An 11607-nucleotide genomic window follows, 5' to 3' on the forward strand; every position below is an offset into this window, starting at 1 on the left:
CGGCCGTCGGCCGGTCGGCGCGCGGCCTGGGTTCCGCTGTCGGTTGTTCGGAGCCGTCGGGCGTCCGGATGGGCCGGTCAGGCGACGGGCGCGGCGGGGGCGACCGGCACGGCGGGCGCCAGGCTGTGGCGCATGCGCCGGAGGCCGCGCCGGGCGTGGCTCTTGACCGTGCCCAGCGGCAGGCCGGTGCGGTCCGCGATCTGCGTCTGGGTCAGGTCGGCGAAGTAGGCGAGTTCCAGGACGTCGCGCTGGACGCGGGGCAGCCTGGCCAGCTCTTCGGTGACGACCATCCGGTCGAGGACCCGCTCGGGCTGGTCCTCGGTCCCGGCCTCGTGCTCCAGGGCGGCGCCGAGGGTCGCCGCGAGCTCGGTGCGGCGGGTGCGGGCGGTCAGCGTGTCGGCGATCTTCCGGCGGGTGATGCCGGTGAGCCACGCGGGCAGGGTGCCGCGCTCGGGGCGGAAGGTGGACCGCCCGCGCCACGCGGCGACGAACACCTGCTGGGTGATGTCCTCCGCCTCACGGGGGTCCCCCAGCGCCCGTGCCGCCAGGGTGTGGACCAGGCGGCCCCAGCGGTGGTACGCCGCGGCCAGACAGTGCTCGTCGCCGCGGACCAGGCCCCGGGCGATCCAGTCGTCGCCGTCCTCGGCCGGTGTGCGACCGTACGGCTCCGCCGCTTCGACGAGGTGGCTGGTGATCCGGTGTGCGGTCATGGCGCTTCCTCCTGCGGATGGACCTCGTCGGCCTCGTACGCCCTCACGTTCCGGCCGACACCCTTTTCCGCACAACTCGCATCGTTTTCGCATCGAAATCGAGGCCGCGCCCGCCGGTCCGCGACGGAGACCGGTCAGGACCTGCTCCGGGCCTCCCGGAAGCGCGCCAGGCCCTCGGAGAGCTCGACCACCGGGTCCGGATAGTCGAAGGACGCCCGGTCGAGTCCGGTGAGCCGCCAGGGTTCGTGGACGGCCGGCCCTTCGAGTTCAGCGAGCTCCGGGACCCAGCGGCGGACGTAGCTGCCGTCGGGGTCGTACCGTCTGGCCTGCCGCACCGGGTTGAGGACGCGCTGCGGCCTGGAGTCCGTGCCCGTGCCCGCCACCCACTGCCAGTTGAGCTGGTTGTTCGCGACGTCACCGTCCACCAGCAGGGACAGGAAGTGCCGCGCCCCCTCCCTCCAGTCGATGTAGAGCGTCTTCACCAGGAAGGAAGCGGTGATCAACCGGCCTCGGTTGTGCATCCACCCCTCGTGGGCGAGTTGCCGCATGGCGGCGTCGACGACGGGATAGCCGGTCCGGCCCTCCCGCCAGGCGGCGAGGTCCGCCTCGGCGTCGGCGCCCCGCCTCCAGCGGTCCTGGCGCGGACGGTAGTCGGCGCCCGCGGCCTCGGGCCGCGCGGCCAGGACCTGATGGTGGAAGTCGCGCCAGCACACCTGCCGTACGAAGGCGTCCGCTCCCGGGCCGCCCCGCCCGCTCGCCCTGTGCACCGCCTCGGCCGCGGAGACCGTACCGAAGTGGAGATGGGGCGAGAGCCTGGACGTGGCATCGCCCGCCAGGTCGTCGTGACGGTCCTGGTACGTGTCGACATGGTCCGCCAGCCACGAACCGAGCAGCCTGCGCCCCTCGCTCTCCCCGCCCACGGCGAGGGCGGGCGACACACCGGTGACCGCCGTACGCCGTGGAAGGCGCTCGGACCGCACCCCCGAGGGGACCCGCACCGTTCCGGGGGCGGCGAGCGGTGCCCGGAGCGGCTCGGCGGTCCAGCGCTTGTAGTAGGGCGTGAACACGGCGAAGTGATCCGATCCGTACGGAAGGACCTCACCGGGCGGTACGACGTCGACCACGCCGTCGTGCACGTACAGCCGGCAGCCGTCGGCTTCCAGCGCACGGCGCAGCCGGGACTCCCGCGCCCTGGCGAACGCCGTCGCGCCGGCGGCCATGTGCACCTCGTCGGCGTCGGTCTGCCGCACCAGGGCCCGCACCTCGGACACCGTGTCGCCCTCCCGCACCACGAGCCGGCCGCCGCGGTCCCGCAGTCCCCGGTCCAGATCCGTGAGGCAGTCGGCGAGGAAGGCCAGCCGGTTGGGGGCCGCGAACCCCGCGCGGTCCACGGCCGGGTCACGGACGAACACCGGAAGCACCTCCTGCGCCCCTTCGAGCGCTGCCCTGAGGGGCGGATGGTCGTGGACCCTGAGGTCGGAGGTGTACAGAACGACGGAGACGGTCATGGCGCCTTCCCTGATCGGCCACCGGCCGCGAGCGCACCGCGCCGCGCCGGGGTACTGGTGTCGCACTCCTGTATCCGGCGTTCCCCGGGGCTTCGTGCGGCGGATGCACGCGGTGCGGCCCGACCTCCCCGACCCGGGCACACCGGTGGCCCCGCACCCCTCGGGCGAGGGTTGCGGGGCCGTCGCGTGCTCCGGGCCGCCCGAGCGGTGCTACCGGGGCATGAGGACGGTGTCGACGACGTAGACGTTCGCGTTGGCGGTCCTGACGTTGCCGCAGACGACCTTGGAGGTTTCATTGACGGTGTAGGACTCGCCGGAGCCCTTGGTGGTGATCATGCCCTTCTGGAGGGTTTCGAAGGTGCCGTTCTCCAGCTGCTTCGGGGTGAGCCGCTGCCCGACGACGTGGTACGTGAGGACCTTGGTGAGCATGTCCTTGTCGGCGAGGACCTTGTCCAGATCGGCCTTCGGGATCTTCGCGAAGGCGTCGTTCGTGGGCGCGAAGACGGTGATGTCCTTCGCGTTGTTGAGCGTGTCGACCAGGCCGGCCTTCTTGACGGCGCTGACCAGAGTGGACAGGGCCGGGTTGTTGGACGCGGCGGTGGCCACCGGGTCCTCGGCCATGCCGTCGAACGAGCCCGCGCCCTCCTTCGGCACGCCCGCGCAGGCCGGGCCGAAGGGCTCGTCCGTCGTCATCGCGTCCTCGGTGGGCGCCTGGCCGGTCCGGGCCTGATCGCCGGCGGCGCTCGTGGCGGCTCCCGCCTCGGTGCCGCTGCCGCTGCCGCTGCCGGAGTCGGAGCACGCGGCGAGCGAGAAGGGGAGGAGGGTCGCGGCGGCCACGGCGAGCGCGCTGCGGCGGATGCGAAGGGTGTTCATGTGGGGTGCTCCTTGAAGGATCGGTTGTCGTTCTGCGGAAGGGGAGTGGTGATCGCCGGGCCGGCGTCGGGCCGGTCCGGTGGTCTAGGTGACGGTGACGAACACGCTGTGCCGGCCGCTCGCCCCGTCGGGGACGGTCCGGGTGCGCTGCTCGGACTGGACGGCGCCCGTCCCGTCGGTGGCGCGGACGGCGAGGGTGTGGCTGCCACGTGTGGCCTGCCAGCGGTAGACCCACTGCCGCCAGGTGTCGACGGTGTCCTGAGCGGCGAGGTCCGCGTCCTGCCAGGGCCCGTCGTCGACACGGACCTCCACGCGGGTGATGCCTCTCCGCTGGGCCCAGGCGACTCCGGCGACGAGGACGGTGCCGGCGGGCGGTCGCGCGAAGGGGCGTGGGGTGTCGATGCGGGACTGGGTCTTGACCGGCGCCCTGCGGGCCCAGTTCCGCTTCACCCAGTAGGGGTCGTACCTGTCGAAGGTGGTGAGTTCGATGTCCTCGATCCACTTGCAGGCCGACACGTATCCGTAGAGCCCCGGGACGAGCATGCGGACCGGGAAACCGTGGTCGAACGGCAGGGGCTCGCCGTTCATGCCGACCGCGAGCATCGCGTCCCGTCCGTCCATGACCTCCTCGACCGGGCTGCCGAAGGTCATGCCGTCCACGGACCGGGCCACCAGCTGATCGGCTCTGCCGCCCTTCGACGGTGGTCTCACCCCGCAGTCGTCCAACAGGTCCGCCAGCGGGACGCCGAGCCAGCGGGCGTTGCCCGCGTAGGGGCCGCCGACCTCGTTCGACACACAGGTGAGCGTGATGTCGCGTTCGATCAGAGGTCGCGCGAGGAGATCGGCGAGGGTGTACGTACGGGCGCGGGCGAGGCCCTCGCCGTGGATCCGCAGCCGCCAGGTGCCGGCGTCGACCTCGGGCACGACGAGCGCGGTGTCCACACGGTAGAAGGCCCGGTTCGGTGTGGTGAACGGAGTGATCCCGGCGGCCCCCAGCCGCGCACCGGCCGGGACCGGAGGCGCGGCTGAGGCAGGGGCGGGCAGGACGAGACGGTCGCGTGAGGCCACCGCGTCCTGGCCACGCCGCGCACCGAGGAAGCGCCCCAGAGCACCGGCTCCCGCCGCCGCCCCGGCCGTGACGGCGGCGGCGGTGAGGAAACCGCGCCGGTTCCAGCGGCCAGCCCCTCCACCGCCTTCCGGCCGGCCGGTCCCCGGCCCGGGAACCGCTCGGGACCGGTCCGCCCCTCCACCGCCTTCCGGCCGGCCGGTCCCCGGCCCGGGAAGCACCCGGGACCGGTCCGCCTCTCCATCGCCTTCCGGCCGGCCGGTCCCCGGCCCGGGAACCGCTCGGGACCGGTCCGCCTCTCCACCGCCTTCCGGCGGGCCGGTCCCCGGCCCGGGAACCGCTCGGGACGCCAGCAGGCAGAGCACCGCCGCTCCCGTCAGCGAACCGATCACGGACGGCAGTACGTCGGCGGGGCCCGCGTCCGGCCGGCTCATCGCCGCGAGCGCCCCGACCAGGCCGAACAGCAGGACTCCGGCCGCGCCGGTACGCCGATGACGCGGGGCGACCAGACCGAGCCCCATCGCGATGAGGACGACGACAGCGAGGATGCCGAGCCGCAGGACCGACTTGTCGTTCTCGCCGAACGAGCGGATAGCGAAGTCCTTCACCGCGGACGGTGTCCTGTCGATCACCGCCCCGCCCACCACCGCGACCGGCGCGGCGGCCGGGCGCACGAGGCCCGCGACGAGTTCTGCCGTCCCCAGGGCGGCGAACCCTGCGACCAGACCGGCCAGAACCCCGGGCCACGCCCTGCCGACGATGTTGCGGAAGTTGCTCACGACCGGCATTCGGCGGCCACCGCCCCGCGGATGGGTCCGTCAGCCGAAAGAGTGAGAGCCCGCTGCTCCGTGACGGACGGACCAGGACGCGCGGCGGGCCCGCGGGGCACGGGTGACGTCACGGCGGACATCCCGCTCATCGGCCCCATCCGGATGCGTGTCCGCTACGAAGGGCTTGCAGAGACATCCGTGACGCTGCGACCGGCCCGTGCCGGGCCAGGCCCTACCGACGAAGGACCAGCATGCGATGGACAGCCCTCCCCCACCCGGCCCCGCCCGCCCGCTTCGTCTCGTCGCGGGCCACGGAGCGCGCGAGGTGAACCGACCGCTCCCCTTCGACCGCGCCACGGACAGCACCGAGCCCGATCTCGCCGCGGTCATGCACCGGGTCGCCCGGGGCGACAAGGACGCCTTCTCCGCCCTCTACGACGCGCTCGCGCCGGTGGTCTTCGGCATCGTCATGAGGCTCGTGCGCGACCGCGCCCAGTCCGAGGAGGTCGCCCAGGAGGTCATGATCGACCTGTGGCGGCGGGCCGCCCGCTACCGCAGCGAGGCCGGATCGGTCATCTCCTGGGCGGCCACCATCGCCCACCGCCGGGCGGTGGACCGGGTGCGCTCCGCCCAGGCCGCGACGGACCGCGAGAACGCCCAGGCCGCCCACGGTCACCACACCGCCTACGACGACGTCGCCGAACGGGTCGAGACCCGCCTGGAGAGCGAGCAGGTCCGCCGCTGCCTGCGCGGCCTCACCGAACTCCAGCGCCAAGCAGTGACATTGGCCTACTACCAGGGACTGACCTACCGTGAAGTCGCCGAAACCCTGCGCACGCCCCTGCCCACCGTCAAGACGCGCATGCGCGACGGCCTCATCCGGCTCCGCGACTGCATGGGGGTGACCGCGTGAACGCGTCCGACATCCACATCCTCGCCGGCGCCTACGTCCTCGATGCCCTCGGCACCGAGGAGGCCGAGTCCTTCACCCGCCACCTCGCCCGATGCGAGGCCTGCCGACGAGAGGTGGCGGAGTTCCGTGCCACCACCGCACGCCTTGCCGGCGCCGCGGCCAAGGAACCGCCCGCCACGATGAAGCAGCGCACCCTGGACGCCGTCACCGGCGTACGCCAACTGCCCCCACGGCTCAGCACCCCGCAGGTCACGAAGACCATCGGCGGCCGGCTGCGCCGCGGAGCCAGGCCTCTGGGGCTGGCCGCCGCCCTGGCCGCGGCCGTGTCCTTCGCCGGCCTCGCCGGCTGGCAGTACCGGGAGGCCCAGCAAGCCGAACAGCGCACCCGGCAGGCGGAACAGGGCCTCGCCACCATCAGCGGTGTCCTGGCCGCACCGGACGCGCGCACGGCACACGGCAAGGCCACCAACGGGGCCTTCACCACCGTCGTCGCCTCCGCGCGCCAGAGCCTGGCCCTCTTCACCGCGACCGGACTCCCGGCACCCGCCCCGGGCCGCACCTACCAGCTGTGGCTCCAGCAGGACGGCATCATGCGTCCGGCCGGATTCATCCACGAGGACGGCACCGTCGCCCTCGACGGCGACCCCACCACCGCCACGGCGATCGGCCTCACCCTCGAACCCGACGAAGGATCGCGTCGGCCCACCACAACCCCACTGCTCCTCATGAGGATGCCCACCTGACGCAACACGGGTCGGGATGTGCTCGATTCACGTGGCAGTGCGCCGACCGGGGTCACTCGTGCCGGTGGTGTCGCCGGCGGCGGACACCTCGCCGGCGCCGGCTGAAGCAGATGAGGGCCGGGGCCCGTCCGCGGTGCCCCCGGTTGGCAGGATCGTGCACGGCGGAGAGGCAGGAGCGTGCCAACGCGGGGCCTGTGGGGGAAGGGGGGATCGCTGCGATGCTTCCGACATCGTCAGGGATCTCGTCCCGGGCACTTCCGAAGTTGCGGCGCCCGGGCGCCCGGAGGGGAAGAACCATGATGCGCGCCGTCATCGGCAGGGCCGTCCTGGGGATCGTGGCGGCGGGGCTGATCGTGTCGGCGACACCAGGTACGGTCCGCGCGCTCACTGGGGACACCGAGCCGAGGGACATGGCCGTCGTACTGGCGGAGGACCGCTGCCTCGGCGCCCCTGACCCGTGCCGGCCGGTCAACGGCTGGCAGAAGAAGCCCGGCAACTGATCCCGGGCCGCGAGCCCGCCCGGAGGCGGTCCAGTGGCCCGGGTGCCGAGCACCACACCCGGACCACCACCTCTCCACTCATCGTCACCGACCGACTGTGGAGCACCACCGATGCACCGCATGCAGTTCCTGGGAATCACCTCGGCGGAGGAGGAGACGTACCGCCACCTGCTGAGGCACCCCGGCAGCAGCGTCGACGAGATCGTCGCCGCGCCATGGCACCCCCGCGGGACCGGCGCCGCGGTCGTGGGACGGCTGAAGGCCCTGGGGGCCGTCGTCGAGGGCGACGGAGCGCTGTGGCCGGAGAAGCCGGAGCTGGTGGTGGGCCGGCTGGCGGAGCGGCTGCTGACCGAGCTGCACACCATCACCCGCGGCCTCGCCCAGATCTACCCCATGGTGCTTTCCCTCCAGGACGAGGCCGCCGCCGGCAGCCGGCCCGAGGAGGTCGACACGCCACCGCCGGACGGCCGGTCGGTGGAGCGGATCACCGATCCCGCCGCACTGCGCGCCAGGGTGGAGGCGCTCGCCCTGGGCGCCCGCCACGAGGTCCTCGTGGGTGGACTCTGCGAGGAGTCCGAACACCGGCCCCCCTGGGTGACGGCGTCCCTGTGCCTGCGGATGCTGGACCGCGGCGTCACCGTACGACTCCTGGTGTGGCGGTCCGCGCTCGCCGGCCCGGCGGTCGTCGCCCATCTGCGCCGACTGGCCGACGCGGGCGCGCGGGTGCGCGTGCTGCCCGCCTCCGACGGCCCGATGGTGGTGCACGACGGCCGGACCGTACTGGTTCCGGTCGTGCCCTCGGACATCGGCAGGGGCGCGTTCGTGACGGGTGAACCCGGCATGGTCAGCATGGTCGTCAACCACTTCGAGCGACTGTGGGCGGACGCCGGGGAGTTCGAGGACGGCTGACGGCCGGGCGGACGACCGGCGGTCAGACCCACCCCCGTTCTCTGGCCAGCAGCGCCGCGTGGGCGCGGTTCTCCGCGCCGAGGATCCGCATCAGCTCCGAGATGTGGCGGCGGTAGGTGCGCAGCGCGGCGCCCACCTGGCGGGCGCCGGTCTCGTCCTTGGCGACCGTGCACATCGCCCGCAGCACCTGCACCTGCAGATCGGTCAGTTCGGGTTCGCCCGACGGGCTCTCCCCCTGCCCCACGAGGTCGGCGAACTCCACGGCCCCCGCCCACAGCCGCTCGAAGTTGTTGACGACGGCGGTGACGATCCCCTCCTCGCTGGAGCAGAGGGCGCCCTTGGAGGTGACCTTCGGGTCCACCGGGACCAGCGCGGTGTGCCGGTCGTACACGATCATCAGCTCGCTCAGGTCCTCGATCACCCGGATCCGGGCCCCGGCGTCGGTCAGCTCCTGGAGGTAGGCCCGCGTGGTGGCGTCCGCCACCGCGGAGGCGCGGACCAGGGTGCGAAGGACGACGCCACGGCGCAGGCAGCGCAGGTCCAGTTCGCGGGAGCGCTCGATGTTCTCCGGGGTGAGCGCGGTGTAGGGCTCGGAGGACAGAACCTCCGTACGGGCGAAGAACGCCAGCTCGTCCAGGCGATCGCGGATGGCCGACAGCCCCATCAGCCGTTCCATCGGCGCCTGTTCGGAGTTCGAGCCACGGTCGTGCGCCTCACGCCGCAGGGCGTCCACGAGGGGGTTCAGGTCGGAGAGGGTGCGGATGGTGCTGTAGAACTCGTCCAGGCGTTGCTGGGCCAGCCGGTTGACCACCAGCTCCGGTTTGTGCGGCCACGCCTTGCCGTCGCCCTCACGGATGACCTGCAGCTCCCGCAGCCGACGCACCGCCGCCTCCGTGACGAGCCGGTCCTGCCGTACCAGGACGTGCACGTCGTCGAGTTCGACTCCGGGGTTGCGCAACAGGTGCCGGTAGATCTCCTCTTCCGCCGCCGTGAGGCCAAGGACCGCCATGTGGTACACGATCAAGAGGCACTCCGCGGGAGAAGACTGAGAGGGGTGGCCGACGTCTGCTGCCCGGATTGTAGAAGGTGCGTGCACGAAGGGTAAAGGTTTCCCCATGCGTCGATGGTGACCACATCGTGAGATCCGCAGGAGAGGGACGATCGGGCCGGATCCTGCATCGGGTTGGCCGCATGCGGCCAACAGGCCTTGTTCCTCCCCGCCTGAGGCACTGCCATATTCGGCCCGGAGGGAGGCGTGGTACCGGCCACCGACGTCAGGGGACACGATGCGATCGGCGGCGACCCTGCGGCCCGGGGCCAGTACGTGCCTCAGCACCCGACACGAGAGGTGACGGAGCCAGATGCTTTTCCGACTGCTGGGGCCTGTGAGAATCGCGGGCGGTGCCGAGATGCAGTCGGCCGCCCGCCGCGCCCTGCTCACCGCGCTGCTGCTGCGCCGGGGACAGTTCGTCGGCATGGGCGAGCTGACCGAGCTGTTATGGGACGAACCGCCGAGCTCCGCCGTGGCCAACATCAGGAGCCACCTCACCGGACTCCGCCGCGGCCTGGACTCCGCGCAGCCGGGACTGAGCAAGCGGCTGACCACCAGCCGGGGCGCGGAGACCGGGTACGCCCTCACCGTCGACGCGGACGAACTCGATCTGTCGCGTTTCCTGGGGCTCGCCCGGCAGGGCCGGGAACTGCTGGCCGCGGGCGACCACCAGAAGGCGGTCGGTGTCCTGGACGAGGCCCTCGCCCTCTGGCGCGGCCCCTTCGGTCAGCGGCTTCCGGCCACCCGGTGGTTCCACGCGCACACCGTGGGCCTCAGCAACACCCGCTTCGAAGCCTGCCAGGACTTCTTCACCGCCTGTCTGCTGACCCACCGGACCGAGATGCTGGCGTACCGCATCGAGACGGTCCTCGCCGAGGCCCCCTACCGGCAGAAGTTGTGGCAACTGCTCGCCGCCACCTACTGCGCGCAGGGCGACGTGGCCAGCGCGCTGGGCGTGATCGAGAGATGTCAGGCCGTCTTCGCCGACGAACTGGGCCTGGACGTCCCTCCCGGCGTCGAGGCCATCCGGGCCGCCGCGCTCTCCTGGGACACCGAGCGAGCACACCGCCTGGTCGCAGAGATGGCGCGCCGGTGAGGGCGGGCGTCCGGCCGGCCGGGGTCCGGAGGCGGCTCCTCTCGCTCGCGTTGGGGGAACTGGTCAACGTCCCCCTGCAGACGGCCATCTGGTTCGGCGTGGTCGGCGTGCCGGCGACCGCCGCCAACCTCCTCGGGTTCGCCCTGGTCATCCTGCTGCTGCTGGAGGGCGCCGCGTACTGGACGGTGAAACTCCGTGCCCTGTCCGCCGGCAGCGGTGCGCCGCTGCCCGCGGCGGCGGTGTTCGCCGCCGCCCGGGTGGTCAACATGGTGCTGCTCGGGCTCGGCGTGCCGCTGACCGTCCTCATGGTGGCCCACGAGCCCGGGACCGGAACCGTCCCGGGCCTGCTGTTCGCCCTCTTCGCCGTCCTGGAGCACATCAACTACTTCCACACCCAGTTGATGTACGACACCCGCGAGGACCGGCGCAGCCGCCGCAGGAACGGCCGGCGCCGGGCACATCTGGCCCGTGACCTGGAACGGGCCCGGAAGCGGCCCGGTCAGGGGGCGGACTTCAGGATCTCGTAGAGGTCGGAGGCGGCGGCCCGGGGCCCGTGGACGGCGCCGACCCCGGTGACGTTGAGGACCACCTCGTCCACGCCGAGCGCTCGGTAGGCGTCCAGCCGCTGGTGGATCTCCTCGGCCGTCCCGTAGAGGAAGATCCCGCCGTCCACCAGGGCGCGGACGTCGTCGGGCCCGCCGTCGCCGACGACGGGGATCCCGGCCCGCCGCAGCACGGCCTGATAGTGGGGGAACTGAATGTGCCCTCCACAGGTCGCCCGCAGCAGTTTCGCCATGTCCCGGTCGGGGCCGGCCAGCGCCACCGGAACGTACGCGGTGACCTTGGCCGGCTGCTCCGGGCGCCGCTCCTTGGCCCTCAGCACCGCCGGGATCAGGAAGTCCTCCAGGTACGCCGCCGAGGCCATCCAGGTGATGACCACATCGGCCAGCTCTCCGGCGAGTTCGGCCATGCGCTCCCGCAGGACGCCCAGGCCCAGCGACACCTCCGGCTTGTGGAACGGCATGAGCTGCGCCCTGGCGGAGAAGATCTCTCCCTCGCGCTCGCTGATCCCGCCGTCCAGCAGGTCCCGGACGATGGTGATGTACTCCCGGCAGGCGGTGAGCTGGCTGGGATAGGGCCGTCCCATGGCACAGGTCTGCGCGGCGAGCGAGCCCGGACCATAGCCGGCCACCACCTCGTGCCCGGTGGCCAGCGCCACCGACCGGGCCTCGATCGCCGCGTTGTACGGCGAGCGGTAGGGCATCAGGGACACCCCGAACCCGGCGGGCACCCTGATGCCGGCGCCGGCCAGCCAGTTCACGATGTGATGGCTTTCCAGCACGAGGCCCTGCCCCTGCCACAGCCGGGCCGCGCCGCCCCATCTGACGAGATTGGCGAAGGGGATCACCTGCTCGGGACGGGTGGCGTTGACGGGGAGGAGGATCGAGTGCCGCATCCCGGCAGCCCT

General features: G+C 72.6%; 12 protein-coding genes. 6 read left to right on the plus strand and 6 right to left on the minus strand.

What is annotated here, in order from left to right; all coding sequences use genetic code 11:
• Window positions 1-77: 77 nt before the first annotated feature.
• The 4 genes from ABT154_RS25640 to ABT154_RS25655 form a co-directional block, all read right to left on the minus strand.
• Window positions 78-710, minus strand: coding sequence for a sigma-70 family RNA polymerase sigma factor (locus tag ABT154_RS25640; protein ID WP_351859456.1), 633 nt, complete (start codon window positions 708-710; stop codon window positions 78-80).
• A 134-nt stretch (window positions 711-844) separates the two neighbouring features.
• The gene (locus tag ABT154_RS25645) at window positions 845-2218 is read right to left on the minus strand and encodes a cryptochrome/photolyase family protein (RefSeq protein ID WP_351859458.1); all 1374 of its coding nucleotides are present in this window, start codon (window positions 2216-2218) and stop codon (window positions 845-847) included.
• A gap of 210 nt (window positions 2219-2428) precedes the next feature.
• Window positions 2429-3091 (minus strand): fasciclin domain-containing protein, encoded by a 663-nt coding sequence (locus ABT154_RS25650; protein ID WP_351859460.1) that lies wholly within the window; start codon window positions 3089-3091, stop codon window positions 2429-2431.
• A gap of 84 nt (window positions 3092-3175) precedes the next feature.
• The gene (locus tag ABT154_RS25655; RefSeq protein ID WP_502969585.1) at window positions 3176-4945 is read right to left on the minus strand and encodes a molybdopterin-dependent oxidoreductase; all 1770 of its coding nucleotides are present in this window, start codon (window positions 4943-4945) and stop codon (window positions 3176-3178) included.
• A 307-nt stretch (window positions 4946-5252) separates the two neighbouring features.
• On the opposite strand from ABT154_RS25655, the gene sigK reads away from it, so the two are divergent.
• The 4 genes from sigK to ABT154_RS25675 all read left to right on the plus strand — a co-directional run bounded on the left by sigK (window position 5253) and on the right by ABT154_RS25675 (window position 7992).
• Window positions 5253-5840, plus strand: coding sequence for an ECF RNA polymerase sigma factor SigK (gene sigK, locus ABT154_RS25660; RefSeq protein WP_502969586.1), 588 nt, complete (start codon window positions 5253-5255; stop codon window positions 5838-5840).
• A complete protein-coding gene (locus ABT154_RS25665) occupies window positions 5837-6583 on the plus strand; it encodes an anti-sigma factor (protein ID WP_351859462.1) in 747 nt (248 codons plus the stop codon). Before sigK ends, ABT154_RS25665 begins: the two co-directional genes overlap by 4 nt.
• A 296-nt stretch (window positions 6584-6879) precedes the next feature.
• Window positions 6880-7083 (plus strand): hypothetical protein, encoded by a 204-nt coding sequence (locus ABT154_RS25670; protein WP_351859464.1) that lies wholly within the window; start codon window positions 6880-6882, stop codon window positions 7081-7083.
• A 111-nt stretch (window positions 7084-7194) separates the two neighbouring features.
• Entirely contained in the window at window positions 7195-7992 is a 798-nt protein-coding gene (locus ABT154_RS25675) for a TrmB family transcriptional regulator (protein WP_351859466.1), read from the plus strand.
• 22 nt (window positions 7993-8014) lie between these two features.
• On the opposite strand, the gene ABT154_RS25680 is transcribed toward ABT154_RS25675, so the two are convergent.
• Window positions 8015-9001: a helix-turn-helix transcriptional regulator gene (locus tag ABT154_RS25680; RefSeq protein ID WP_351859468.1), complete on the minus strand. Its 987-nt coding sequence runs from the start codon at window positions 8999-9001 to the stop codon at window positions 8015-8017.
• A 352-nt stretch (window positions 9002-9353) separates the two neighbouring features.
• Here ABT154_RS25680 and ABT154_RS25685 point away from each other — a divergent pair, with 352 nt between their 5' ends.
• Both ABT154_RS25685 and ABT154_RS25690 read left to right on the plus strand, forming a co-directional pair.
• A complete protein-coding gene (locus ABT154_RS25685) occupies window positions 9354-10139 on the plus strand; it encodes an AfsR/SARP family transcriptional regulator (protein ID WP_351859470.1) in 786 nt (261 codons plus the stop codon).
• Window positions 10136-10666 carry a hypothetical protein gene (locus tag ABT154_RS25690; protein ID WP_351859472.1) on the plus strand — a complete coding sequence of 177 codons (531 nt, stop codon included), beginning with the start codon at window positions 10136-10138 and terminating at the stop codon, window positions 10664-10666. Before ABT154_RS25685 ends, ABT154_RS25690 begins: the two co-directional genes overlap by 4 nt.
• On the opposite strand, the gene ABT154_RS25695 is transcribed toward ABT154_RS25690, so the two are convergent.
• Window positions 10639-11595, minus strand: a complete 957-nt coding sequence (locus ABT154_RS25695; protein WP_351859474.1) for an LLM class flavin-dependent oxidoreductase — start codon at window positions 11593-11595, stop codon at window positions 10639-10641. The two genes, ABT154_RS25690 and ABT154_RS25695, sit on opposite strands and share 28 nt — an antisense overlap.
• Window positions 11596-11607: the final 12 nt, after the last annotated feature.

The organism is Streptomyces sp. NPDC001728 (genome assembly GCF_040297565.1).
Lineage (GTDB): Bacteria > Actinomycetota > Actinomycetes > Streptomycetales > Streptomycetaceae > Streptomyces.

What these genes read in the sequence shown, in the direction of transcription:
- ABT154_RS25640 (WP_351859456.1), bottom strand. Translation starts at nt 710, where the DNA reads ATGACCGCACACCGGATCACCAGCCACCTCGTCGAAGCGGCGGAGCCG.
- ABT154_RS25645 (WP_351859458.1), bottom strand. Translation starts at nt 2,218, where the DNA reads ATGACCGTCTCCGTCGTTCTGTACACCTCCGACCTCAGGGTCCACGAC.
- ABT154_RS25650 (WP_351859460.1), bottom strand. Translation starts at nt 3,091, where the DNA reads ATGAACACCCTTCGCATCCGCCGCAGCGCGCTCGCCGTGGCCGCCGCG.
- ABT154_RS25655 (WP_502969585.1), bottom strand. Translation starts at nt 4,945, where the DNA reads ATGCCGGTCGTGAGCAACTTCCGCAACATCGTCGGCAGGGCGTGGCCC.
- ABT154_RS25670 (WP_351859464.1), top strand. Translation starts at nt 6,880, where the DNA reads ATGATGCGCGCCGTCATCGGCAGGGCCGTCCTGGGGATCGTGGCGGCG.
- ABT154_RS25675 (WP_351859466.1), top strand. Translation starts at nt 7,195, where the DNA reads ATGCACCGCATGCAGTTCCTGGGAATCACCTCGGCGGAGGAGGAGACG.
- ABT154_RS25680 (WP_351859468.1), bottom strand. Translation starts at nt 9,001, where the DNA reads ATGGCGGTCCTTGGCCTCACGGCGGCGGAAGAGGAGATCTACCGGCAC.
- ABT154_RS25685 (WP_351859470.1), top strand. Translation starts at nt 9,354, where the DNA reads ATGCTTTTCCGACTGCTGGGGCCTGTGAGAATCGCGGGCGGTGCCGAG.
- ABT154_RS25695 (WP_351859474.1), bottom strand. Translation starts at nt 11,595, where the DNA reads ATGCGGCACTCGATCCTCCTCCCCGTCAACGCCACCCGTCCCGAGCAG.